This is a genomic window from Christiangramia sp. 3-2217-3z, assembly GCF_051195275.1.
In the GTDB taxonomy this organism is placed as follows: domain Bacteria; phylum Bacteroidota; class Bacteroidia; order Flavobacteriales; family Flavobacteriaceae; genus Christiangramia; species Christiangramia marina.
In genome coordinates this window covers 168,475-192,518 of record NZ_JBNJLI010000002.1, presented here as the reverse complement: position 1 = coordinate 192,518, position 24,044 = coordinate 168,475, and the positions used below count along the sequence as shown (strand labels likewise).

Annotated in this window: 23 protein-coding genes; 10 read left to right on the top strand and 13 right to left on the bottom strand. The window is 39.6% G+C overall.

Translation table 11 applies throughout. The features are described 5' to 3' along the window. Positions 1-60 precede the first annotated feature (60 nt). The 3 genes from ACSHZO_RS04220 to ACSHZO_RS04210 form a co-directional block, all read right to left on the bottom strand. The gene (locus tag ACSHZO_RS04220) at positions 61-399 is read right to left on the bottom strand and encodes a T9SS type A sorting domain-containing protein (protein WP_298246081.1); all 339 of its coding nucleotides are present in this window, start codon (positions 397-399) and stop codon (positions 61-63) included. A 163-nt stretch (positions 400-562) separates the two neighbouring features. Then, on the bottom strand, positions 563-2,557 hold the full coding sequence (locus ACSHZO_RS04215; protein WP_298246082.1) for a hypothetical protein: 1,995 nt from the start codon (positions 2,555-2,557) through the stop codon (positions 563-565). A 50-nt stretch (positions 2,558-2,607) separates the two neighbouring features. After that, a complete protein-coding gene (locus ACSHZO_RS04210) occupies positions 2,608-5,409 on the bottom strand; it encodes a TonB-dependent receptor (protein WP_298246083.1) in 2,802 nt (933 codons plus the stop codon). 176 nt (positions 5,410-5,585) lie between these two features. Here ACSHZO_RS04210 and ACSHZO_RS04205 point away from each other — a divergent pair, with 176 nt between their 5' ends. Together ACSHZO_RS04205 and ACSHZO_RS04200 are read left to right on the top strand one after the other, a co-directional pair. Then, positions 5,586-6,269 carry a response regulator transcription factor gene (locus ACSHZO_RS04205; RefSeq protein WP_295179588.1) on the top strand — a complete coding sequence of 228 codons (684 nt, stop codon included), beginning with the start codon at positions 5,586-5,588 and terminating at the stop codon, positions 6,267-6,269. After that, entirely contained in the window at positions 6,269-7,348 is a 1,080-nt protein-coding gene (locus tag ACSHZO_RS04200) for a sensor histidine kinase (protein ID WP_298246084.1), read from the top strand. The genes ACSHZO_RS04205 and ACSHZO_RS04200 overlap by 1 nt, the downstream gene beginning before the upstream one ends. On the opposite strand, the gene ACSHZO_RS04195 is transcribed toward ACSHZO_RS04200, so the two are convergent. Next, positions 7,286-8,353, bottom strand: a complete 1,068-nt coding sequence (locus ACSHZO_RS04195; RefSeq protein WP_298246085.1) for a glycosyltransferase family protein — start codon at positions 8,351-8,353, stop codon at positions 7,286-7,288. The genes ACSHZO_RS04200 and ACSHZO_RS04195 overlap by 63 nt on opposite strands. A 65-nt stretch (positions 8,354-8,418) precedes the next feature. On the opposite strand from ACSHZO_RS04195, the gene trmB reads away from it, so the two are divergent. From trmB to ACSHZO_RS04160, 7 genes are all read left to right on the top strand, one after another. Next, on the top strand, positions 8,419-9,093 hold the full coding sequence (gene trmB / locus ACSHZO_RS04190) for a tRNA (guanosine(46)-N7)-methyltransferase TrmB (protein WP_298246086.1): 675 nt from the start codon (positions 8,419-8,421) through the stop codon (positions 9,091-9,093). A gap of 6 nt (positions 9,094-9,099) precedes the next feature. Further along, the gene (locus ACSHZO_RS04185) at positions 9,100-9,723 is read left to right on the top strand and encodes a LysE family translocator (protein WP_295179594.1); all 624 of its coding nucleotides are present in this window, start codon (positions 9,100-9,102) and stop codon (positions 9,721-9,723) included. 2 nt (positions 9,724-9,725) lie between these two features. Then, the gene (locus ACSHZO_RS04180; protein ID WP_298246087.1) at positions 9,726-10,052 is read left to right on the top strand and encodes an MGMT family protein; all 327 of its coding nucleotides are present in this window, start codon (positions 9,726-9,728) and stop codon (positions 10,050-10,052) included. 141 nt (positions 10,053-10,193) lie between these two features. After that, positions 10,194-11,327 (top strand): Mrp/NBP35 family ATP-binding protein, encoded by a 1,134-nt coding sequence (locus ACSHZO_RS04175; protein WP_298246088.1) that lies wholly within the window; start codon positions 10,194-10,196, stop codon positions 11,325-11,327. After that, a complete protein-coding gene (locus ACSHZO_RS04170) occupies positions 11,328-11,582 on the top strand; it encodes a NifU family protein (RefSeq protein WP_141878875.1) in 255 nt (84 codons plus the stop codon). Positions 11,583-11,596: 14 nt separating this feature from the next. Next, positions 11,597-12,658 carry an NAD(P)/FAD-dependent oxidoreductase gene (locus ACSHZO_RS04165; RefSeq protein ID WP_298246089.1) on the top strand — a complete coding sequence of 354 codons (1,062 nt, stop codon included), beginning with the start codon at positions 11,597-11,599 and terminating at the stop codon, positions 12,656-12,658. Positions 12,659-12,668: 10 nt separating this feature from the next. After that, complete coding sequence (locus tag ACSHZO_RS04160; RefSeq protein ID WP_026914088.1) at positions 12,669-13,004, top strand: 2Fe-2S iron-sulfur cluster-binding protein; 336 nt, start codon at positions 12,669-12,671, stop codon at positions 13,002-13,004. 52 nt (positions 13,005-13,056) lie between these two features. Here ACSHZO_RS04160 and ACSHZO_RS04155 read toward each other — a convergent pair whose 3' ends face one another. The 7 genes from ACSHZO_RS04155 to rplM form a co-directional block, all read right to left on the bottom strand. Next, on the bottom strand, positions 13,057-13,845 hold the full coding sequence (locus ACSHZO_RS04155; RefSeq protein WP_298246090.1) for a DUF3050 domain-containing protein: 789 nt from the start codon (positions 13,843-13,845) through the stop codon (positions 13,057-13,059). A gap of 378 nt (positions 13,846-14,223) precedes the next feature. Then, on the bottom strand, positions 14,224-15,399 hold the full coding sequence (locus ACSHZO_RS04150; RefSeq protein ID WP_298246091.1) for an acyl-CoA dehydrogenase family protein: 1,176 nt from the start codon (positions 15,397-15,399) through the stop codon (positions 14,224-14,226). 47 nt (positions 15,400-15,446) lie between these two features. Continuing rightward, the gene (locus ACSHZO_RS04145) at positions 15,447-16,169 is read right to left on the bottom strand and encodes a tRNA1(Val) (adenine(37)-N6)-methyltransferase (RefSeq protein ID WP_298246092.1); all 723 of its coding nucleotides are present in this window, start codon (positions 16,167-16,169) and stop codon (positions 15,447-15,449) included. Between the two features lie 131 nt (positions 16,170-16,300). Beyond that, positions 16,301-17,125 carry a translation elongation factor Ts gene (tsf, locus tag ACSHZO_RS04140; RefSeq protein WP_295179609.1) on the bottom strand — a complete coding sequence of 275 codons (825 nt, stop codon included), beginning with the start codon at positions 17,123-17,125 and terminating at the stop codon, positions 16,301-16,303. A 91-nt stretch (positions 17,126-17,216) separates the two neighbouring features. Beyond that, positions 17,217-18,113: a 30S ribosomal protein S2 gene (gene rpsB / locus ACSHZO_RS04135; RefSeq protein WP_298246093.1), complete on the bottom strand. Its 897-nt coding sequence runs from the start codon at positions 18,111-18,113 to the stop codon at positions 17,217-17,219. A gap of 166 nt (positions 18,114-18,279) precedes the next feature. Continuing rightward, on the bottom strand, positions 18,280-18,666 hold the full coding sequence (gene rpsI, locus ACSHZO_RS04130; RefSeq protein WP_141878869.1) for a 30S ribosomal protein S9: 387 nt from the start codon (positions 18,664-18,666) through the stop codon (positions 18,280-18,282). Continuing rightward, positions 18,666-19,121 (bottom strand): 50S ribosomal protein L13, encoded by a 456-nt coding sequence (gene rplM, locus ACSHZO_RS04125; protein WP_295179614.1) that lies wholly within the window; start codon positions 19,119-19,121, stop codon positions 18,666-18,668. The genes rpsI and rplM overlap by 1 nt, the downstream gene beginning before the upstream one ends. Positions 19,122-19,469: 348 nt before the next feature. Here rplM and ACSHZO_RS04120 point away from each other — a divergent pair, with 348 nt between their 5' ends. Continuing rightward, positions 19,470-20,039: a lipocalin family protein gene (locus tag ACSHZO_RS04120; protein WP_298246094.1), complete on the top strand. Its 570-nt coding sequence runs from the start codon at positions 19,470-19,472 to the stop codon at positions 20,037-20,039. A gap of 85 nt (positions 20,040-20,124) precedes the next feature. On the opposite strand, the gene polA is transcribed toward ACSHZO_RS04120, so the two are convergent. Both polA and ACSHZO_RS04110 read right to left on the bottom strand, forming a co-directional pair. Further along, entirely contained in the window at positions 20,125-22,950 is a 2,826-nt protein-coding gene (polA, locus tag ACSHZO_RS04115) for a DNA polymerase I (protein WP_298246095.1), read from the bottom strand. A 73-nt stretch (positions 22,951-23,023) separates the two neighbouring features. Next, entirely contained in the window at positions 23,024-23,998 is a 975-nt protein-coding gene (locus ACSHZO_RS04110) for a N(4)-(beta-N-acetylglucosaminyl)-L-asparaginase (protein WP_298246096.1), read from the bottom strand. Between the last annotated feature and the right edge of the window lie 46 nt (positions 23,999-24,044).

The following is a 24,044-nucleotide window of genomic DNA, read 5'->3' as shown; positions in this document are numbered from 1 at the left end:
AAATTAAGCAATAAAAAAGCCTCTTTAAAAAGAAGCTTACAAATTAAGGCTTGGTGTATTTTATTTTACCACCAGTTTGCGAGTAGCCTTAGATCTTCCTTCTTCGATCTTAATAATATAAATTCCAGGAGTAAGTGTTGAAACGTCCAGCTCTCTACCTCTTAATCTGGTTTTAAGAACTGGCTTCCCTAAGACATTATAGATCTCGATCTTCTTTTCCTGGTTTTTAGTGGAAGAAATAAAAACTCTTCCTCCAGTAATCGGGTTAGGATAAATGGATAAACCATCGATAGAAATTTCTGTTCGAGCTGAAGCAGATAAAGAGTCCTGAGCGTTCGCAGAGCTTGCAAACATCAGGAAACTAAACAATAAAAAGCTAAATAGGTACTTTTGCTTCATTCTCTTTGGTACAGATTAGACAAACTTACAAATAAAATTTCAAAAATCCTGCCACAAAATGCCGGCTCGCTGTAATTTATAGATAATAAAAAAGGGTTACCAGATGGCAACCCTTAATTTTGGCTAATTATTGACTTTCAATATTTTAAACTAAATCTTGATTTTAGTTTACCCAATCAAAATTTGCAGCGTCTACAGTTGCATCTGCATCGTAAGCTGCTTCAACATCTGCATCTTCTCCGTCGATCTGAATTCCAGAAAGATCTGTTCTGGTATCATCTGCAATATCAATATTGGTTTCAAAACCAGATAAAGAAAGACCGTTGATCGTGGCTCCAGATAGTTTCTTGAACTGCAATGCTGTTCCTCCAGCAGTTGAAACTGCAGTGATCTGGTTCAGCGTTGGCATATTGTTCTCTCCATCTGCCTCCACAACCGTAGAGAAGTTATCGATACTTAAGTTGATGTATGCGTTTGTAACAGAACCATTCCAACCTTCAGTCCAGTCGATCTGGTCATCTTCATTGTTCTCAAAGTATGCATTTGTTACAGAAACTGAACCTCCAAAAAATTCAACTCCATCATCTGCTCCATTGATGATCGCAATATTATCGATCGTAGTCCCAGATCCAACAGCGTAAAGAGATAGTCCATTGTACTGAGATTCAGAATTGATCTGTGCTCCGGCATCTTTCAGAATTAAATAAGAGATAGAACCTGAATTGTCTTCAGCATCAGAACCTCCGTAAACGATCCCTCCAACTTCCGCAGTAGCATTTAAGCCTTCAGTCGTAGCGGCATTTCCAGCGATCACAAGACCACCCCAGCTTCCAGGTTGACCTGAAGTAGAAGACATCATAACAGGATTCGATTCAGTTCCCTGGATATCGATCATTGCTCCTTTTTGTACTACGATATAAATACTTGTAGCATCAGTATCGGCATCACTTCTGGCAGTGATCTTTGTTCCAGCAGGAATAGTAAGAGTTCCTCCGGCATTCACAGAAACCACGTCACTAATTACATATTCGCTATCACCATCTAAAGTTAGGTCGCTATCGATATTGTTTGGAAGTACAGATACCTGACCACGATTAGAGATCCAGTCAAAAGTAGATTCCATTACCGTTGGAGTTAGTGAATATGTATTGTCGATATCTGCATCATCCCCGTTTAATTGAATATTAGACAGATCTGTTCTGGTATCGTCTGGAATATCAACTGAGTTATCGTATCCGTTTAATGAAAGACCGTTAATGATTGCTCCAGAATTTTTCTTGAACTGTAATGCAGTTCCACCTTTAGTAGAAACCGCTGTAAAGTTATTGATGGTAGGTTGCTTGTCTTCACCATCTGCCTCAATCGCAGTAGAGAAATTTCCAATGGTATGAAGAACATATACGTTATCGATTGTTCCATTCCAACCTTCAGTCCAGTCTACAGCATCATCTTCATTATTTTCAAGATAAAGATTCGTAGCATTTGCTGAACCTCCAAAGAATTCAACTCCATCATCTGCTCCATTAATAAGAGCAACGTTCATGATGGAAGTTCCTGAACCAACTGCATAAAGAGAAAGTCCGTTGAACTGAGATTCAGAATTGATCTGAGCACCGGCATCAGAAAGTACGAGGTAATTGATAGAACCAGAATCATCTGCAGCATCGCTACCACCGTAAAGGATACCTCCAACCTCAGCAGTAGCATCAGAACCTTCAGTAGTTTCAGCATTACCTGCGATAATTAGTCCGCCCCAGCTACCAGCCTGTCCATTGGAAGAACGCATGATCACGGGAGCAGATGCAGTACCGTTAATTTCGATATCTCCACCTTTTTGAACAACGATGTAAACATTGGTGGCATCGCTATCATCAAGATCTGGATCTGCAACGATCTCTGTTCCAGCAGGAATAGTAAGGGTTACGCCACTTTCTACGGAAAGAATTCCGGATAATTGATACGAAGTATTAGCATCAAGAGTCATGTCCTCATCAACGCTTCCGTTAAGGATGTTATCTGAAGTTCCTGGATTTGGTGTTTCAGTATCATCTGTAGGATTAATGATCTCAATATCATTATCATCACTACTACAACTTGTGATAAGCAGTCCGCCAAAAAGCGCGCTCATTAACAAAAAGTGTCTTGCTGTTTTTTTCATAATTTAAGTTTTGATTGAAAAGTTGTGTATATAATTTGTGGTTAAATAAATTAGAAATTGTAGCTAAGCCCAAGGCTCAATACGGCACCTCTGGTATAAGATCTTACTGTTTGCTCAGCTTCCGCAGCATTTCCAGAAAGTGGTCTTATAGATTGATATCTTTCAATCTCAGGGTTAAGCAGGTTCTGTCCTTTAAATTCCATTTCGAAATTTTCTCCAAACTCTTTGGATAGGATCAAATCAAGGGTTACAAAACCTTTTTCAATAATCTCGTCATTGTATTGGATGTCGATAAAGTCAAGGTTTTGAGTGTCTGGCGATCCCAGTGCATATATTTTATCTGAAGCGTAGTTTGCTACAATAGTTCCACGGAAAGGATTTTCTGTTTCTGTACTAAAGTTTGCCGATGCATTTACGATCCAGTCTGAGGCTCCCTGAAGTCCAATTTCATCATTCCCGTTATATCTGAAGGTTCTTACAAAAGATCCATCTTCAGCAAAAACATCTTTAAGATCCTGACTGTGCCACATTCTGGTAATATTTCCAGATACACTTAGATCAAGACCATTGTCATTGTCATTTTCGATCACGTCCATTCTCGCTTCAAGCTCCAGACCATAAATATTGGCTTCGTCACTAGCATTAAAATAAGAGAATACTCCTGAAGCACCACGTGCCTGAGTTCTGTTGATTGGGTCAAGGATCTTTTTATAAAAACCTGTAAGAGATAGTAACTCACCTGAACTTGGGAAAACTTCATATTTAAGATCCAGGTTATAGTTATTCGAAGCTTCTAAATTTGGGTTACCACGAGTGATCTGTCCAATCTGTGAAACATATTCGAAAGGAGCGATCTCTTTAAATTCAGGTAGAGAAATCGTTTTGCTGGCTGCAAGTCTAATATTCGAATCTTCGTTTGGCGAATACCTGATATTTAAACTTGGATAGATGTTATCGTATTCCTTAAAGGTGAAATTTGGAAGGTTTTGTGGGTAGTTGTTTACGTCAAAGATCACATCTACCTGATCCTTCTGGTATCTCGCTCCAGCATTAATATTCCATTGTTCGTTTCCAATGTTGAAAACTGCAAAACCGCCATAAGATTCCAGCGTTCCATTATAGATATCTGGGGTAAGACGATTGAATTGCAACAACCTGTTATTGAAGTTTTCTGTAGTAAAGATCGCTCCAAGATTATCAATAGATGGAGGGTTTACAGTATTGAAGTCGGTTTCTTCAGCTCCAAAGAACTGTGAAAAGAAATCACGCTCTTTATTTCTATAGTTACCACCAAGAATAAGGGAAGCATTCTTAGAATCTTCGTTATCCATGCTCAGGAAATTATAGGTGTTCTCGATTCTGGCGTTAAACTCAGTATCATCGATCTCCTGTGTAGATTTTCTTTGCTGAAAACCACCAGTTCTGGCCAATTGCACGAAATTATTGTCTCCAATGTTTACTTCATTACGAATACGATTCGGTTCATCTGCATTTACAAGGTTGTAACCAGCTGACCATTCCAGTTCGTTCTTCCCGTCAAGAAAATCATGGAAACCATGTAACTGATTTACCCAAAGCCTGGTTTGTTTGATATTCTGATCACGAATAAACTGGTTGAGGTTCTCACCTCTGTTGGTTTCCTCGAAGACAAAACCTTCACCGTTTCTACCAGCTTCATAAACCTCATCGGTTACTTTATTGATAAATAAACTGGTTGCTTTTAGGCGATGATTGTCATTGATCTCGAACCCAAGATCTGCCATCAACGTATTGTTATCGGTCTTTTTAAAGTTTTCAGCATCTGTAAACTGATCTTCAAGAACGTTCGTTCTGTAGTTTCTGAAAAGACCTTCGTTGTATTCGAAAGCAACCGAATTAGATGCAGTAACAAATGCTCTTAGCGGTCCAAATTCCTTTCCGGCAGTTATGCTTACCTTTCTATTTACTGGAACTGAAGTCTGTGGATTCCAGCTCTGGTTGTTCAAGGTAAATTCTGTTGGAATGCTCTGATCGTAAACGCCAAAATAAGTGTCTTCCTGGTTTGGAGAAACTTTAAAATTGCTGAATTCTCCGATAGCATTCGTATTCACGCCACCCTGCACACTAATTCCTAATTCATCTTTTCCTCTTAATTCACGAGAAGAAATATCTACATTTCCAGAAGCCTGGTCTGCAGAACTAATTGCAGAATATGCTTTGCTAATCGATACATTCTGAATTACTCTGGTTGGAAACAATCCCAGATCGATATTCTTTCTTTCCACATCATCTGAAGGAATAGGAAGACCATTCATGGTACTATACAGGTAACGGTCACCAAGACCACGTACAAAAAGATCGCCGGAAGCCTCACTGGTGGTTACACCAGAAATCTTGGTAGTAGCAGTAGCCGCATCAGATACTCCTAATTTTGCCAGTTCCTGTGCCCCTATACTTTCCTTTATTTCTACTGAATTTTTTTGCTCTACTAATAAGGCAACTTCAGAATCTCTTCTAGAAACCGTAGTAATAACTACTTCATCTAAGGATGCTGCACTGGATCCTAATTCTGTATTGATCTCTGTCACTTTTCCAGCTTCCACAACTACATCTGGAATTTCCAGAGTTTCATATCCTACAAAACTAAATACGACGGTATAGGTTCCTGGCTGAAGTTTGTCTAAAAGATATATTCCGTCGTAATCTGAAGTGGTTCCCTTAGCAGAATCTTTCAGAAGAACATTGGCAAATGGAAGAGGTTCACCACCCATTTCCTTGTCAGTTAATTTACCTCCAATTGCACCGCTGGTACTGTCCTGGGCTTGCATGTTTGCTGCGAAGAAAAGTAATGCGAGTAAGAATAATTTTTTCATTTTGTTTTTTGCTATAAAATCTCGCTGCAAATAAACATTAAGAAAGTCGCGGGGATGTTACCTCAGATTTAATCCTTCGTCATTAAAGAGTTAGTTAATTGTTACCAATGGGTTAAGCGCCATGTTAATTCAAATTAATCCTTAATTTTATACATTCTTAACCATAGTTATACACCATGAAGAAAAAAGACATTCAGATTTTACTAGTAGATGATGAGCCGGATATCCTGGAAATAGTAGGGTATAATCTTTCTTCGGAAGGTTACCAGGTGATCACTGCAGATAATGGTGTGAAAGCTGTTAAGCTTGCTCAAAAACATAAACCGCATCTTATTATTCTGGATGTTATGATGCCTGAAATGGATGGTATCGAAGCCTGTGAACAAATCCGGAAGTTACCTGATCTTGAACATGCCATCATTACTTTTCTTACCGCAAGGGGAGAGGATTACTCACAAATGGCTGGTTTTGATGCAGGTGCAGATGATTATATTACCAAACCTATCAAGCCGAAAGTTTTGGTTAGCAAAGTAAAGGCATTGTTAAGACGCTATCGTGATGAAGAGGCAGGTTCCAATATTGTAAAACTTTCCGGGATCACTATTAATCGTGACGAATATAAGATCGAACAGAACGGTGAAGAACGCAGTCTGCCCAGAAAAGAATTTGAGTTGTTATCTTTGTTAGCATCCAAACCGGGGAAAGTCTTTAAAAGAGAAGATATCCTTGACAAAGTATGGGGTAATGATATTGTAGTGGGAGGAAGAACTATAGACGTTCATATTCGAAAACTACGTGAAAAGATCGGTGACGATAAGATCAAAACCATCAAAGGTGTTGGGTACAAGTTTGTAGTTTAATGGCGCAACAATTTAAGAGGTCTTATAGATTTGCAATAAGGACTGCTTTATTTATCAGCCTCTTCGTTACCGCGATACTGGCAGTATTCATCTTTCTGGATTTGCAGAACTGGTGGATCGCGCTCCTTATTTTTGCAGGCCTGTGCTACCTGTTCTCTTTTTTGATCATTCAGTATAGAGTAGAGCGGTTTATTTATAGACGTATCAAGAAAGTGTACGATAATGTTTCACTTCTCGATTCTAAAACCTTAAGCCCTAACCAGATCACTACAGATATGTCCAGTCTTACCCGGGAGGTTAAGAAATTCGCCGAGGATAAAAAGCTGGAGATCGAAACCTTAAAAGTAAGAGAAGCTTATCGTAAGGAATTTATGGGTAATGTTTCCCATGAACTCAAAACACCACTTTTCACTGTTCAGGGTTATATCCTAACTCTAATAGATGGTGCACATAAAGATAAGGTCATTCGAAAAAAATACCTCACCAGAGCCAATAAGGGAGTAGAGCGACTTATTTATATCGTGAAAGATCTTGATATGATCACCAAGCTGGAAACCGGTGATCTACATCTTAAGTACGAGACTTTTGATATTATTGAGTTGATACAGGCATCCTTTGATCTTCTGGAAATGAAGGCGGCCAAAAAGAATATTACGCTCACTTTCGACCTGGATTATGAGGAACCTATAAAAGTAAGAGCAGATCGAGAACGTATTCAGCAGGTACTTACCAACCTGATCGTAAATTCCATCAAGTATGGAAAGAATGGAGGAACTACAGAGATCAGTATTGAGAATCTTATCAAAAACAAGGTCATTGTTAGGGTGACAGATAATGGGGAAGGGATTGCCAAAGAGAATATTCCGCGTTTATTTGAAAGGTTCTATCGTGTGGATAAAAGTGGTTCACGGAAAGAAGGAGGTTCAGGACTTGGGCTTTCTATAGTGAAGCACATTCTGGAAGCGCATGAAGAAAAGATCTATGTGGAAAGTGTGTTTGGAGTTGGAAGTGAATTTTCATTCACTCTCGAAAAACGCAAAGAGATCCCGGAGAACTCGGCCATCACCGAAATTACTTAAGCCGGTATAATTATCAATTTCTTTCAGTTTTTCTAAACTGAATTGATTTTGTGAACAGAAAGGAGCAATGCCTAGCCGTTCCAGTCTTTTTGCCAGATATTCCTGTTCTTCCTGTCCGGGAGTTGGAATAAAGAACGCCTTCTTTTCTAATTTTGCCAGATCCATCAGCGTAGTGTAACCAGATCTTGCAATGATCGTCTCACTACTGTTTATAGCCTCTTCCAATTCTCTTCCGAAGAGATAATTACGAATCTGCAGGTTTGAATTAGTTGAACTTAGCTGTTCTTCTTCGGAAATTACTCCGCGTACCAACAATATACTGTCATTAGTATTACTGAAGCATGCTAACAATTTTTCTTCAAGCAGGCTACGCTGAGGTTCCGGCCCGCTAAGCAGCAGCAGGTGTTTGTATTTAATTTGCATTTCACGCTTCTCGAATCTACTTAAAGCACCAATATAGGTGCATTGCTCAGGCAGATCATCTACATGACTCAGTTTTCCGCTTAAATTCCTTTCCATCGAAGCATAATCCGGAATCCAGATCTGGTCAAAATTCTTCAAATGCTGGCGATTAATAAATGTAGAAAGGAAGGTTGTGATGCCACTTAGAACATGGATCTGGTGAGTGATAAAAACATTTGTTTTCAAATCATCGCTATAAACCCCAAACCGATTGTCGGAAATGATTCCTTCAATTTGATAATCTTTGATAATCTGCCTGGTCTTTTCTTTTTCCGCAGCGATGGTCTTTCGAATATGACTGGTTTGGGCAATGATCTTCAAGTTGAGAAGCCATCCTTTCTTTGCATATTGAATATTATAACCGGGTAATTCGAGATGAGTAAGCTCAGGAAATTCCTTTTTCAGTAATTGCAGTGCGGGACCATCTGAAGCCACCATAGGTTCGTAATGTTCGTTTTGAAGCGCATTAATTACAGGAATACTACGAGTGGCATGTCCCAGTCCCCAATTCATCACAGCCACTAAAATTCTTTTCTTGGACATATTCAAAACTATTCTTAGCCGCTCCTAAGCTAAAATCTTTAATTTTGCCAAAATATCAATTTTAAGTGGGAAGCAAGAATAAACTTAAACGTTTCAGAGAGAACGAGCAGTTTGAAAATGTAATTCAGCCGTCAAGAGAAGAACTTACGGACAATGAATTTGAGTTAAAAGGGAACTGGAGCAGGGATTTTTTTAAGAATAACAATCCAATAGTTCTGGAACTCGGCTGTGGAAAAGGTGAGTATACCGTAGAGCTGGCCAGGCAGAATCCAGATAAGAACTTTATTGGGGTGGATATAAAAGGAGCACGTTTCTGGCGTGGCGCAAAAACTGCCATCGAAGAAGGAATGGAAAACGTTGCTTTTATAAGAACGCAGATTGAGCTTATAGAATATGTATTTGCTTCCGCAGAAGTTAGTGAGATCTGGATCACATTTCCAGATCCACAGATAAAATATAAGCGTACAAAGCATCGTTTGACTAATGCAGAGTTTTTAATTCGCTACAAGAATATTCTTAAAGTCGACGGACTCATGCACTTAAAAACAGATTCTGAATTTATGCATGGTTATACTTTAGGCTTATTACATGGTCAGGGTCAGGAGATCCTTTATGCGCATCACGATATTTACAGTAATGAATATTCTCCAAAAGAAGTAACCGGAATTCAAACTTTCTACGAAAAACAGTACCTTGAAAAAGGTAAACCTATTACCTATATTCAATTCCGGATTAAATAGACATTATTGGAAGAAACAAAGATTTTCCTTATTACCTATTTTGCCGCCTTTATTGGTGTGGTGCCTCCAGGTTTGGTAAACATGACCGTGGCCAAGACCTGCGTGGAGAAAGGTAAAAGAAATGGACTTTATGTAGCTATTGGGGCAGGTATTATTGTATTTATACAGGCACTTATTGCGGTACTGCTTGCAGGTTATATTTTTGACCATCCTTTTGTAAAAAAGATGTTATTGCGGGCAGGATTAGTGGTTTTCTGTATTCTGGCAGTGTATTTTTTCATTCAGGCACAGAAGAAGAAAAGAATTGACCCAAGTAAGCGCAAGGCGAATGCGAACAGTATCTATAAAGGCATGTTTATCGCTGCGTTGAATGTATTTCCTATTCCTTATTTTGTAGCAATTGCGGGTGCAATGAATCTAAGCGGTGGCCTGGAATATGATTGGTCCTTAAATTCATCCTTCTCTATCGCTGCGTGTTTAGGAAGTTTTACAGCTTTGTATCTCTACGTAGTACTCTTTGATAAGATCGAAAAGAAAGCAGAGTCATTTGCAAAGTATTCCAACTATTTCATGGCAGCATTAATGGCAGTACTCATTGTCATTGCGCTGGTAAGGATTCTGAATAATTAATTTTGAAAGATAATTCAGGTTTTTTTGATAGGGTTTATGAAGTCTGCCGCCAGATTCCTAAAGGGCGGGTAACCTCTTACGGAGCCATTGCAAAATCTCTTGGTGCGGCCCGTAGTGCAAGAATGGTTGGCTGGGCAATGAATAATTCTCATGATAAAAATGTTCCGGCGCATAGAGTCGTGAATAGAAATGGAATGCTTTCCGGGAAACATCACTTCTCTGGAACCAACGCCATGCAACAACTTCTGGAAGCCGAAGGTGTTGAGGTGAAAGAACTACAGGTAGTCAATTTTAAAGAACTCTTCTGGGATCCCATGAAAGAACTTTAACTGAATTAGATTACCATAAATTACTGCTATCCAGCCATCGATCTAATATTTGTAAATTCTTCGTATTCTTAGCTTTTACCTTTATATTTGCGTTTAGAATCAGTCTAATTAAGCTGCAAAAAATCTGATTAAAATCAGTCTATGAAATTGAACAGAAAAGAAATTTTATCCGCATTAGAAACTATTTCCGTAGCCGGCGACGGCGCTAATATGGTGGAGAGTGGTGCGGTTCAAAATGTAATGACCTTTGGCGATGAAGTGGTGGTGGATCTTGTTTTAAGTACACCGGCTCTTCATATTAAAAAACGCGCAGAGGTTGATGTGATGAAAGCCATTCATGAAAAAGTTTATGAGAAGGCAAAAGTTAAAGTAAATATCAAGATCGAAGCTGCTGAAAAGAAGCCTGAGATCAAAGGGAAACAAATTCCTGGAATCAAAAATATTGTTGCCGTGGCTTCCGGAAAAGGAGGCGTTGGTAAGTCTACAGTGACTGCGAATCTTGCAGTGACCTTAGCAAAAATGGGATTTAAAGTCGGTATTCTGGATGCAGATATCTATGGTCCTTCCACTCCAATCATGTTTGATGTGGAAGCTGAAAGACCATTATCTGTTACAGTAGACGGGAAATCCAAAATGAAACCGGTAGAAAATCATGGCGTTAAGATCCTGTCTATTGGATTTTTCACCAAACCAAACCAGGCGGTAGTCTGGAGAGGACCTATGGCAGCAAAGGCACTTAATCAAATGATTTTTGATGCAGCATGGGGAGAACTGGATTTCATGTTGATCGATTTACCTCCGGGAACGGGAGATATTCATTTATCGATCATGCAATCATTACCAATCACGGGTTCTGTTATTGTAAGTACACCGCAGAATGTAGCCTTAGCCGATGCTAAGAAAGGAGTTGCGATGTTCCAGCAGGAAAGTATCAATGTTCCGGTTCTTGGAATTGTTGAGAACATGGCCTATTTCACTCCGGAAGAACTTCCTGAAAATAAATACTATATCTTCGGAAAAGAAGGTGCTAAAAATCTGGCAGCAGATCTGGAAGTGCCATTCTTAGGAGAGATTCCGTTACTGCAAAGTCTAAGAGAGTCTGGAGATATTGGAAGACCGGCAGCATTACAGACTGCTACTCCGTTGGAAAGCGCTTTTGAGGAGATCACTCGAAATATGGTGCAGGAAACGGTGAACAGAAATAAAAATTTACCACCTACAGAAGCTATTAAGATCACAACGATGGCAGGATGTAGCGCGGTTAAGAAAAAATAAATGACAAGCGAAGAAGTTAAAATAAATGTTGAAAAGGCACTTGCCGAAATTCGTCCGTTTCTTGAAAGCGATGGAGGGAACATTTCCCTGGTATCTATAGAAGAAAATGACCGTTTGGTAAAAGTACAGCTTGAAGGAGCTTGTGTAGGCTGTTCTGTTAATCAAATGACCCTGAAGAGTGGTGTGGAAATGACGATTAAAAAATATGTGCCTCAAATAGAAAAAGTGGTAAATATAGATCGATCTACCCTTTAAAATTTTGCTGAAGAATGATTAAAACTGATATGCTCATTATCGGTGCAGGTCCAACAGGATTATTCGCCGTTTTTGAAGCCGGACTTTTGAAGATGAAATGTCACCTGATCGATGCTCTTCCACAACCTGGAGGACAGTGTTCAGAAATATACCCGAAAAAGCCAATTTATGATATTCCTGGTTTCCCTGAAGTACTTGCAGGAGACCTTGTAGATAATCTTATGGAGCAGATCAAACCTTTCGAGCCTGGATTTACTTTGGGCGAAAGAGCAGAGACCATAGACAAACAGGATGATGGAAGTTTTATCGTTACTACTAGTAAAGGAACAAAACATCATGCTCCGGTAGTAGTCATCGCTGGAGGTCTGGGTAGTTTCGAGCCTAGAAAACCGCCGATTCCTTCCATCAAGGATTTTGAAGATAAAGGTGTGGCTTATATTATTCGTGATCCTGAAGTATACCGAGATCGCAAGGTAGTGATCGCCGGTGGTGGAGATTCAGCTTTAGACTGGAGTATCTTTTTATCAAATATTGCTTCTGAAGTTTCTCTGGTACATAGGAGAAAAGATTTCCGGGGAGCTTTAGATTCCGTAGAAAAAGTTGAAGAACTTTCGAAAATTGGAAAGATAAATCTGATCACAGATGCTGAAGTTGTGGACCTTCAGGGGAAAGATGCGCTTGATGCTGTAGTAATAAGGCATAAAGATGAAGCAAGAGGAGAAGAGATAAAAGAAGTAGATGATTTTATTCCACTTTTTGGACTCTCACCTAAACTTGGTCCAATTGGAGACTGGGGACTGGAAATAGAAAAAAATGCCATTAAAGTTGATAATACGTATGATTATCAAACGAACATTCCCGGGGTTTATGCCATTGGTGATGTGAATACCTATAAAGGAAAATTGAAGCTTATTCTTTGTGGTTTCCATGAAGCTGCGATCATGTGTCAAAGTGCTTATCAGCTAATTAATCCAAACAAGAAGTATGTGATGAAGTATACTACGGTTAGCGGAGTTAGCGGTTTTGATGGAAGTAAGAAAGAAGCTAAAAGAGAAGTTGTAAAAAGTATAAATTAGAAGTAATTAAATGTCTGACGTTAAGATCACCATAATAGACCGTGAAGGCGAGGCTCATGTAATCGATGCCCCAACAGATATGAATATGAACCTGATGGAAGTTATTCGTTCCTACGAGCTAGCTCCGGAAGGTACTATTGGGATATGTGGTGGAATGGCGATGTGTGCTTCTTGCCAGTGTTATATGCTCAATTACCAGCACATGCTGCCGGAGATGAGTTACGAAGAGGAAGATATGCTGGATCAGGCATTTCATGTGGAAGATAACAGCAGACTTAGCTGCCAGATACCTATTACAGATGAACTTGAAGGACTGGAGATTCGAATAGCTCCAACAACCGAATAACAAAAAAGCCTGGAGATCATTCTTCAGGCTTTTTTAATATTATATTCTGAACCTAAATGGTGGGTAACACATTACGCTCTTCAATTTCAGCTTCGATACCGTCCCAGAATTCAATTCTGCTTATCAAAGATTTCTCAGCAACAGCTTTTACTTCCTGCCATTTTTTATCATCATTCCCGCATAATTGTTCAACCATTCTAAATGCCATTGGACCGTGTTCGTCTTCATCCAGTTCGATATGGCGACCAAAGTAGTATTTAAAAAGACTTAGATCTTCTTGAGGGAACTTTTGCTGCACCTTACTTATAATAGAGGTGAACATAGCTGGAATCAGACCTTCGCGTCCAAATGTGAATGCCGACGCGATTTTATGAGGTTCCCGACTATAAACAACTTCGAAAGTATGCTTTAGGAACTGTTTGATGCTTACTGGTAATTTGCTAGTCGCAATGATCAGGAATATATCAGTTCCATGAGTTACCTGCATTAAAAGATCTTCGATTTTGGACTTATTTGCCCCAGCCGCAGTCATTGCATCCAGATACATCTCAAAATGACTCTGGCGTTCTCCCTTCATATTGATATCGGTTTCCTCGGCCAGAACGATCTCATTGATAAGGTATCTCGTTTCCGGATCTCCAATAGGTACCCACGGATTGGTGGTTTTAGTAAGTTTTTCCTGAAGCGCAGTTAGTAAAGACATGAAGTCCCATACCGCAAACACATGATGTTCCATAAACAATTGCAGATGTTCAGGACTATCTATTTTCTGGTAAAGTGAATGATTAATTAACTGGTTGGTTAGAGGTTTTAAACTTTCGTTTATCTCTTTAATCCTCATAAGGTAATTTTCTTGCAAATTTAAGAGCTAGCATACATACTATAAAAACATTAGCCAGTTTTTACAGCTTGTTTAACTAAATCCTGTGCTGAAATCTGTATTTTGAACTATGCTGTTAAGTGGTGTGCTAATTTTCTATTCTGAAAAATCTGTAGAGTATTTGCAGGTGAACGGAGTGGTGGCTAAAAAGCCGAAACCTCTAAAATCGAAATGCTGCGATAAATATAAACAGGGCAAACGTTGCAAACGCTGCCCTTGTTTTGATTTGTTATAGGATTTTATTTCTTCAGCTTATCAGCGTTGAATTTCACTCATAGCCGGACTGAGCCTGTCGAAGGCTGCTTTCTGTCAAAGTGCTTCTAATGTTTTTTTACTAGTTTAGAAAGCGGCATGTCCCGTAATATCAAGTCCGGTAATTAATAGATGAATATCATGTGTTCCTTCATAAGTAATTACACTTTCCAGGTTCATCATATGTCGCATAATGCTGTATTCACCCGTAATTCCCATACCACCTAAAATTTGTCTGGATTCCCGGGCTATTTTGATAGCCATTTCAACATTATTTCTTTTTGCCATGGAGATCTGTGCGGAGGTAGCTTTGCCCTCATTTTTAAGCGTTCCAAGTCTCCAGGCCATGAGTTGTGCTTTTGTGATCTCAGTAATCATTTCAGCAAGCTTTTTTTGTTGCAATTGTTTTGCGGCAATTGGAACTCCAAATTGTTCTCTTTCTTTGGCATAACGCAATGCAGTATCGTAGCAATCCATGGCGGCGCCAATAGCACCCCAGGCGATACCGTATCTAGCTGAATCAAGGCAGCCAAGCGGTGCTCCCAATCCAGATTTATTCGGTAACAAATTTTCCTTCGGCACCTTTACATTGTCAAATATCAATTCTCCTGTAGCACTGGCTCTTAAAGACCATTTATTATGAGTTTCAGGAGTACTGAATCCTTCCATTCCACGTTCCACGATCAGGCCATGAATACGTCCTTCTTCATTCTTAGCCCAGACTACGCCAATATCAGCAAATGGTGAGTTTGAGATCCACATTTTGGCACCATTTAATAGATAGTGATCCCCCTTATCCTTAAAGTTCGTGGTCATTCCTCCAGGATTAGAACCATGATCTGGTTCTGTAAGCCCGAAGCAACCTACCATTTCTCCGGAAGCTAATTTTGGCAGATACTTTTTCCGTTGTTCCTCAGTTCCATACTGGAAAATTGGGTACATCACCAGGGAAGACTGTACTGAAGCTGTAGATCTAATTCCGCTGTCTCCACGTTCTATTTCCTGCATTATAAGTCCGTAGGAAATCTGGTCAAGTCCGGCACCGCCGTATTCTTCAGGAATGTAAGGTCCAAAAGCGCCAATTTCAGCAAGGCCTTTTAAAATCTGTTTCGGGAATGTGGCAGTTTGTGCTGCTTCTTCTATGATTGGGGAGACTTCTCTTTTTACAAATTCACGGGTAGCGTCGCGAACCATTTTATGTTCACTTGATAGCAGGTCGTCAATCTGGTAATAATCAGGAGCCTGGAATAGATCTGGTTTCATTGTGTAGTGTTTCTAACAAATGTAACCAAGTCTTTACTTAGAAGCAATTATAATTTTAGGTAGAAATCCTTTACCAGATTAGTGTATTCCGGAGTATAATTATGTCTGGATATTTCAATGATAAGATCTTGAACTTCAGCTGAAGTTTCTTCAAAACTGAAGCTCAGAAGACTTCTTTTTACGGGTGCTTCAGCAGTTCCTTTTACTCTGGTAATTCTTGCAGGATATAATTTATGAGTCTGGGCGATCCTAATCGCAGTATCCTCTTCAGAAAAAGGAATGATCAAATCAAAGCGTCCGTCTTTGGATAGCAGGAGGGAAGCACCATCTAATAATTCGGAGAGAGGCAAAGCTTCAGCAAAACGAGCCTGATCACGTTGATCATCACCTGTTTTATAATCTTCAGTATAAAATGGAGGGTTGGAAAGAATTAGATCGTAGTGCTCTTCATCTTGCATCTCTTCCACAAACTCATCAAATGCTGCATGATAGCAGAATAAGCGGTCACCCCAGTCACTGTTTTCAAAATTATCTACAGCCTGTTCATAAGCATTTTCTTCGATCTCGAGCGCATCAACAAGTTCTGCGCCAGATCTTTGAGCCATCATCAGGGCAATAAGTCCGGTTCCGGTGCCAATATCCAGGATTCTTTCGGGATCATGTGCAAGGGAAGACCAGGCGCCAAGAAGTACACCGTCTGTTCCAATTTTCATGGCACAACAATCCTGTTCTATTGTAAAATGTTTGAATTTAAATGGCCTGGCAGACATGCATGGTGATTTTTAATGGAGCTGTAATTCTTCAGATTAGTGTTATTTCAGCTTAGCTGGTAAAAACTTAAATACAAAAAAAAGAGGTTTTAAGTACATAAAACCTCTTTTGATATATTATTCAGAATAAATTATCCTAGAGCAACTCTTTCGAAAGCAACTACTTCAAGTTCGCTGTCTACAGACTTCACGTACTCAGCAACGCTTTGCTTGTTCTCCTTGATATAAGCCTGGTGAACCAAAGTGTTGTCTTTGAAGAAACGCTGAAGTTTTCCCTGAGCGATCTTGTCAAGCATATTTTCTGGCTTTCCTTCCTGTCTCAAAGTATCTTTAGCGATCTCGATCTCTTTATCGATAGTTTCCTGATCAACTCCATTTTCATTAAGAGCAACCGGGTTCATTGCTGCAGCTTGCATAGAAACGTTCTTTGCAGCTTCATCAGCTCCATCAACGCTTTTTGAAAGACCTGTAAGAACAGCAATCTTATTTCCCGCGTGGATGTAAGATCCTACGAAAGGAGCTTCAAGAGTTTTGAAAGCACCAATTTCGATCTTCTCACCAATAACACCAGTTTGTTCAGTAAGTTTTTCCTCTACAGTGATCCCTTTGTACTCAGCTTTAAGAAATTCCTCTTTAGAAGAATAGTTAAGAGCGATTTCAGCGAAATCGTTAGCCATCTTGATGAAATCATCATTCTTGGCAACGAAATCTGTCTCACAGTTCAGGGAAATGATAACACCTCTAGTGTTTTCAGTATTTACCTGAGCAATTGCAGCACCTTCAGAAGAATCTCTGTCGGCTCTCTTTGCAGCTACTTTCTGACCTTTCTTACGAAGCAATTCGATTGCAGCGTCAAAATCACCATCAGCTTCCACTAATGCTTTCTTGCAGTCCATCATTCCTGCACCAGTAGCTTTTCTTAATTTATTTACTTCAGCGGCGGATATCTTAGCCATAATATTGTTTTTTTTATTGAAAAAAAGTCGTTTAGAAACTCACTATAAAGAAAGAAGCTAAACGACTTTTAGATTTTATGTAAACGTTATTTTATTCTTCTTCGTTAGATGATTTGGCATTGTCTAAAGTTTCACTTTTAGATTCAAGCTTCACATCTTTCTTAGCTTCTTTCATTGCCTTTTTGTCTTCGGAATCTTTAGAAGGAACTTCAGCTTTCTCTGCTTTAGGAGCAGCAGGTTTTGCTTTTTTCTCTTCTGAAGCATCAGAATCTTCTTTTTTCTTAGCTGGTTTCTCAGATTTTCTTTCTGAAAGACCTTCTACGATAGAGTCTGCAACGTAAGAAACAACTTTGCTAATAGATTTAGAAGCATCGTCATTTGATGGAATTAGATAATCAACCTCACGTGGATCTGAGTTGGTATCAACCATCGCAAAAATTGGAATGTTTAGTTTTTGTGCTTCTTTGATCGCAATGTGCTCACGTGTAGTATCTACAACGAAAAGCGCAGCTGGAAGTCTTGACATGTCTGAGATTGAACCTAAGTTCTTTTCTAGCTTAGCTCTAAGACGATCTACTTGCAAACGTTCTTTCTTAGAAAGAGAGTTGAAAGTTCCATCTTTCTTCATTCTATCGATGGAAGCCATTTTCTTAACAGCTTTACGAATAGTAACGAAGTTTGTAAGCATACCACCAGGCCAACGCTCAGTGATATAAGGCATGTTAGCCTTTTCAGCCTGCTCAGCAACGATCTCTTTCGCTTGTTTCTTTGTAGCTACGAAAAGGATCTTTCTTCCGCTTGCTGCGATCTTTGCAAGAGCATCACCTGCTTCCTGCATTTTAGCAGCACTTTTATATAAGTTGATGATGTGGATCCCGTTACGTTCCATATAAATATATGGAGCCATATTTGGATTCCAACGTCTGGTTAAGTGTCCAAAATGAACACCAGCATCAAGTAATTCTTTTACTTCTACTTTGTTTGCCATTTTTGTAATAGTTTACGTTCTGTTGAGATAGCAACAACCAGGTGGCTACTTAATCGTATGGCCCTGACTGTTTAGATGCTAAACTAACTTCTGCCCGGCATGAACAGAATAACAACAAAAAATTAATTTTTATATGAACTCCCCGGAAAATATTCCGGTAATAATATTAACGTTTAGAGAACTGGAATTTCTTACGGGCTTTCTTCTGTCCGTATTTCTTACGTTCTACCATACGTGGATCTCTAGTAAGAAGACCTTCTGGCTTAAGTGCGCCATGATTTTCCTGGTCTAGCGCCACCATAGCTCTGGATAGTGCCAGACGGATTGCTTCAGCCTGTCCAGTGATACCTCCACCGTAAACGTTAATTTTAACGTCGAAGTTTCCTTCATTTTCGGTAAGCATCATTGGCTGGTTCACTTTATAAAGAAGTGTTCCAGTTGTGAAGTAATCTTTAAGGTCTTTCTTGTTTACGGTAATGTTTCCCTGTCCTTCTGAAACATATACACGGGCCACTGCAGTTTTTCTACGGCCAATTTTGTGAATTACCTCCATTACTTAACGTCGTTTAAGTTAATAGTTTCAGGTTTTTGAGCTTCATGATCATGTTCAGATCCTACATAAACCTTTAAATTTCTGAAAAGATCTGCTCCAAGTTTGTTCTTTGGAAGCATTCCTTTAATTGCTTTTTCGACAAGTCTCTCAGGACCTTTTGCGAATAATTCTGTAGCTGTCAGACTTCTTTGTCCACCTGGAAAGCCTGTGTGACGGATGTACTCTTTCGCGTCCCATTTTTTTCCAGTTAAGTTGATTCCCTGCGCATTCAATACAATTACATTGTCTCCGCAATCAACATGTGGGGTGAAGTTAGGCTTGTGCTTTCCTCTAAGTAGGTATGCTACTTTAGAAGCAAGACGACCTAAATTTTGTCCGTCAGCATCTACCACAACCCATTCTTTGGTTCTGGTGGCTTTGTTAGCCGATACTGTTTTGTAACTTAATGTGTCCACACCAATTGATTTTACTAATTATTAAACATTCCAATCCCACTTACCCGAATCTCAATCGGGAAAACAGGGGTGCAAATGTACAATTATAAATTCATATAGCAAACAGCACTATCAAAATTTAATCTGACTTAAATAGGCTGGTTTTCAGTATGATAAATTCTTTGAATTTTAAAGGTCTATTCTTTTAATAGAGCCGTAGAAATGTAAGTAAAGGACTTCAAAACGAAATATTCATTGATATATAGATCGATAAAGTGCTTTTTTGTGCGTTTAAAGTCAATTTTAGCTGTTAAGGACTTCTTAATTTTTAGCATTCTTCTGTATGTTTGTAATCCCTAAATATATATCATGAAACAAATAATGAATGTTAGATTGGATTGCTGCCTCCTTTTTGCTGGATTTTTATTTCAAAGTTGTAGTAAAGAAGATATTGCTCAGGAATCTCAATTAAAGATTAGTAACGCTACCACGGTTACTACCGCAGATATGGTTGGTAGCTGGGATCTAACGAAAATGATGGCAGATGTGGAAGTAGATCTCAACTCTACTCCGGGTGGGAGCAAAAATCTTCTGGATGAAACTGATTGTTTTAACACAATGAGTATAACATTTGATGCAAATGGTATGTTTATAAGTAACAATGCCAGCATGAGTTTTGAATCTGGAGATGGAGATGACTTCTCCTGTTCATCAGATAGAATGGATTCTGGAACCTGGAATATTGTGGATAATAAACTGGTACTAAACATTAGTATCAATGGATCTGATTATACACATGAAAAAGCGATCGATCTTGGATCTGATACTTTCGCTTTTGATGTCACCAAAATTGAATCAGATCAATATGTAAATGATCCCGGTAATACGAGAGCTTCTGAAATCAGAATTTTAATGCTGGAGTATACCAGAGCTAAATAATAGTAAGAAGTAGTTTATAGTGTTAGTCAAAAAACCTCGTTAGTACTGCTAACGAGGTTTTTTAGTTAAAGATTTTTACTGTCTTCTAGTGAGCTTCCAGCCAGTTCTGTCCAATTCCTATCTCTACATCTAAAGGCACCTGAAGTTTGTAGGCGTTTTCCATTTCTTTTCGAATCATGGTTTTCATCTCTTCCAGTTCTTCCTTGTGAGCGTCGAACACCAGTTCATCATGAACCTGTAACAGCATACGCGTTTTACAGTTTCCAGCTTTCAGTTTTTTGTGAATATTGATCATGGCTAGTTTGATGATGTCTGCTGCACTACCCTGGATTGGTGCATTCACAGCGTTTCTTTCCGCAGCACCACGAACCACCTGGTTTCTTGAATTGATATCTTTCAAATAGCGTCGGCGTCCCAGTACAGTACTTACATACCCATTCTGTCTTGCAAACTCTACCTGGTCTGCAATATAACTACTCAGTTTAGGATAAGTCTTATAATAAGTGTCGATCAAATCTTTCGCTTCACTACGGGAGAGAGAAGTTTGATTACTCAACCCAAAAGCTGAAACACCATAAATGATCCCAAAATTCACCGTTTTGGCGTTACTTCTTTGTTCGCGAGTAACTTCTTCCAGTGGCACGTTGAATACCTTTGCAGCGGTGGAGGCATGAATATCTTCACCTTCTTGAAAGGCCTTTATCATATTTTCTTCATCACTTAAAGCGGCGATAATACGCAATTCGATCTGGGAATAATCGGCGGCTAACAGGACGAAGTTTTCATCTCTGGGAACGAAAGCTTTTCTAACCTGTCTGCCCCGTTCTGTTCTAATCGGGATGTTTTGTAAGTTCGGGTTGTTGGAACTCAGCCTTCCGGTAGCCGCGATAGTTTGCATATATTCGGTATGCACACGGCCGGTCGTTTTTTCTACCTGATTTGGTAGCGCATCCACATAGGTGTTCTGTAATTTAACGAGTCCGCGGTAATCCAGTACATGTTGAACGATCGGATTCTCTTCAGCTAGAACAGAAAGTACGTCTTCACTGGTGCTGTACTGACCCGTTTTCGTTTTCTTGGGTTTCTTGGAAAGTTCCAGTTTTTCAAAAAGGATGATTCCCAGTTGTTTTGGTGAACTTATCAGGAATTCTTCTCCTGCTTCCTTATAGATCTTTGTTTCCAGATCTTGAATATCATTGGTTAATGCTTCTGAAAGGGACTGCAGGTAATTTTCGTCCAGTTTAATTCCTTCCAGCTCCATATCTGCCAGTACTTCTACCAGCGGAATTTCAATTTCATTAAATAATTTTTTCGTGTTTGCATCTTCCAGTTCTTTCTCGAAAAGCGTTTTTAGCTGAAGAGTAATATCGGCATCTTCTACTCCGTATTCAGTTTGAGATTTGAGATCCACATCACGCATGCTTTTTTGATTCTTACCTTTTTTTCCAATAAGTTCGGTAATTGGTTGCGGAGTATAATTAAGGTAAGTTTCGGCCAGAACATCCATATTATGACGCATATCTGGATTAATAAGATAATGTGCGATCATGGTGTCAAAGATCGGTGATTTCACTTCGATATTATATTTGTCCAGGACCTTGATATCATATTTTAGATTCTGACCTATCTTCTCTATGGATTCATTTTCAAAAAACGGACGAATTTTTTCGATCAATTCCTGTGCTTTCTCGCGTTCCTTCGGAAATGGAAGATAGTAGCCTTTCCCGGCTTCCCAGGAAAAAGCGATTCCTACTAATTCTGCATCCAGCGGATTCAATCCTGTGGTTTCGGTATCGAAACAAACACTTTTCTGCATGAGCAGTCGTTCAAAAAACAGCTTTTGAGCCATTTCTGTTTCAAGTAACTGGTAAAGATGGGGAGTATCAGCCAGATTTGTTCTTGAGGAAGTTCGTTCGATCTCTTCACCATCACCTCCAAATAATGAAAACTGTCCAGCCCCTGCGGTTTGCGCATTTTGTTTTGCTGAAGGCGAATTACTCACCTGCGTTGGGGTGCTTTCTTCTTCTCCTGAAAATAATTTTAAAAACTGATCTTTCAATCTTCTAAATTCAAGGTCTTCGAAGATCTCCTGTACCTTGTCCCCATCTGGCATGGAAAGCTCATAATCTTCAGCATGAAATTTCACATCACAGTCTACGAAGATGGTGGCCAGTTTTTTAGATAAAAGTCCTAATTCCGCATTTTCAATGACCTTTTCCTTCATTTTTCCTTTAAGATCATCGGTATTTGCCAGTAAACCTTCCATGCTTCCGTATTTCTTCAGAAACTTTTTGGCAGTCTTTTCACCAACTCCCGGTAATCCCGGAATATTATCTACAGAGTCACCCATCATTCCAAGGAAATCAATCACCTGCTCCGGGCGTTCCACCTCAAATTTCTTCTGAACTTCAGGTATTCCCCAGATCTCGATCCCATTACCCATTCTGGCGGGACGATACATGAAAATATTTTCTGAAACCAGCTGAGCGAAATCCTTGTCTGGCGTCACCATATATACCTTATAGTTCTCCTTTTCTGCCTGTTTGGCAAGAGTTCCAATGATGTCATCTGCTTCCATTCCGGCACATTCCACCACGGGAATATGCATAGCGCGAAGAATTTCCTGTATTACGGGGATAGATTCACGTATAGGTTCAGGGGTTTCATCCCTATTAGCTTTATAGTCTGAGAACATTTCAGTTCTGGCCTCGCTGCCATCCTTATCGAAACAAACCGCTAAATGATCTGGTTTTTCTCTTCGTATAACATCGAAAAGGGAATTCGTAAATCCCATAATCGCAGAAGTATTAAAACCTTTGGAATTAATTCGCGGGTTTTTGATAAAAGCATAATATCCTCGGAAAATTAATGCGTAAGCGTCCAGTAAAAAAAGGCGTTTTTGATCGGCCATTAGAAATGTTTAATAAAATTCGTGATTAGCTCAAAATTACAAAGATTATATCGTTCTGCAGAAAGATATAAAACTAAGAATCCAAATAAGAGGGGCTCAGGTTGTCGCTGCTAATCCCTTCATGAAACTTAGCGTAACTGAAGCCTTTGTGGATACAGTAAGATCCAATTTCCCCGGCTTTGTTGAGTGCTACATATGCGATCTGGAAATCCTTGTGATTTGGTGCTTTGCGAACGGTTCTCATGACCGCTTCCTTACAGGCATCCTGTGGAGACATTCCCTGTCGCATTAATTCCACGATCAGGAAACTACCCACACTTTTCATAATGGCTTCACCCATTCCTGTACCTACAGCACCACCAATTTCATTATCGAGAAAAAGACCAGCACCAATTATTGGAGAATCACCAACACGGCCATTCACTTTGTAGGAAAGTCCGGAAGTTGTACAGGCTCCGGCGATATCCCCTTTGTCGTCCAAACATAGCATCCCGATGGTATCATGGTTTTCAATATTAATAATAGGTCTATACTCTTTGTGTTCCAACCATTCTTTCCATGCTTTTTCAGAGCTTTCGGTAAGCAGGTTCTTCTTTTTAAATCCCTGCTGAATGGCAAATTGTAAGGCGCCTTCACCGGCAAGCATGACATGCGGAGTTTCTTCCATCACTTTTCTCGCTACCTGTACCGGGTGTGCGATCTCCTTCAGGTAAACCACCGCGCCGGCGTTCCCATCTGGTGACATGATACAGGCGTCTAAAGTAACATTTCCATCACGGTCTGGCGCGCCGCCGTCACCAACAGTAGTGTTTTTAAGGTTGGCCTCTTCTACCATCACTCCCTGTTCCACAGCATCCAGGGCGCTAAAACCATTTTCCAGCATAGACCCGGCTTTTTTGGTGGCGTTTTGAAAATTCCAGGTAGCGACCGCAACTGGTTTTGGCTTGATGTTCATAGGTTCTAAAATGTTTTGTGGAAAAAGGCTGGGACTTACACTAAGTGCTCCTACGCTGATCCCGGTTTTCTGAAGAAATTGTCGACGTTTCATGATTTAAATCTCTTGCTAAAAGTAATATTTCGAAGCATGCTTTTAA

Coding starts and splice junctions, on each gene's coding strand:
- ACSHZO_RS04220 (WP_298246081.1), bottom strand. CDS start 399: ATGAAGCAAAAGTACCTATTTAGCTTTTTATTGTTTAGTTTCCTGATG.
- ACSHZO_RS04215 (WP_298246082.1), bottom strand. CDS start 2,557: ATGAAAAAAACAGCAAGACACTTTTTGTTAATGAGCGCGCTTTTTGGC.
- ACSHZO_RS04210 (WP_298246083.1), bottom strand. CDS start 5,409: ATGAAAAAATTATTCTTACTCGCATTACTTTTCTTCGCAGCAAACATG.
- ACSHZO_RS04205 (WP_295179588.1), top strand. CDS start 5,586: ATGAAGAAAAAAGACATTCAGATTTTACTAGTAGATGATGAGCCGGAT.
- ACSHZO_RS04200 (WP_298246084.1), top strand. CDS start 6,269: ATGGCGCAACAATTTAAGAGGTCTTATAGATTTGCAATAAGGACTGCT.
- ACSHZO_RS04195 (WP_298246085.1), bottom strand. CDS start 8,353: ATGTCCAAGAAAAGAATTTTAGTGGCTGTGATGAATTGGGGACTGGGA.
- ACSHZO_RS04175 (WP_298246088.1), top strand. CDS start 10,194: ATGAAATTGAACAGAAAAGAAATTTTATCCGCATTAGAAACTATTTCC.
- ACSHZO_RS04170 (WP_141878875.1), top strand. CDS start 11,328: ATGACAAGCGAAGAAGTTAAAATAAATGTTGAAAAGGCACTTGCCGAA.
- ACSHZO_RS04165 (WP_298246089.1), top strand. CDS start 11,597: ATGATTAAAACTGATATGCTCATTATCGGTGCAGGTCCAACAGGATTA.
- ACSHZO_RS04160 (WP_026914088.1), top strand. CDS start 12,669: ATGTCTGACGTTAAGATCACCATAATAGACCGTGAAGGCGAGGCTCAT.
- ACSHZO_RS04155 (WP_298246090.1), bottom strand. CDS start 13,845: ATGAGGATTAAAGAGATAAACGAAAGTTTAAAACCTCTAACCAACCAG.
- ACSHZO_RS04150 (WP_298246091.1), bottom strand. CDS start 15,399: ATGAAACCAGATCTATTCCAGGCTCCTGATTATTACCAGATTGACGAC.
- ACSHZO_RS04145 (WP_298246092.1), bottom strand. CDS start 16,169: ATGTCTGCCAGGCCATTTAAATTCAAACATTTTACAATAGAACAGGAT.
- tsf (WP_295179609.1), bottom strand. CDS start 17,125: ATGGCTAAGATATCCGCCGCTGAAGTAAATAAATTAAGAAAAGCTACT.
- rpsB (WP_298246093.1), bottom strand. CDS start 18,113: ATGGCAAACAAAGTAGAAGTAAAAGAATTACTTGATGCTGGTGTTCAT.
- rpsI (WP_141878869.1), bottom strand. CDS start 18,666: ATGGAGGTAATTCACAAAATTGGCCGTAGAAAAACTGCAGTGGCCCGT.
- ACSHZO_RS04120 (WP_298246094.1), top strand. CDS start 19,470: ATGAAACAAATAATGAATGTTAGATTGGATTGCTGCCTCCTTTTTGCT.
- polA (WP_298246095.1), bottom strand. CDS start 22,950: ATGGCCGATCAAAAACGCCTTTTTTTACTGGACGCTTACGCATTAATT.
- ACSHZO_RS04110 (WP_298246096.1), bottom strand. CDS start 23,998: ATGAAACGTCGACAATTTCTTCAGAAAACCGGGATCAGCGTAGGAGCA.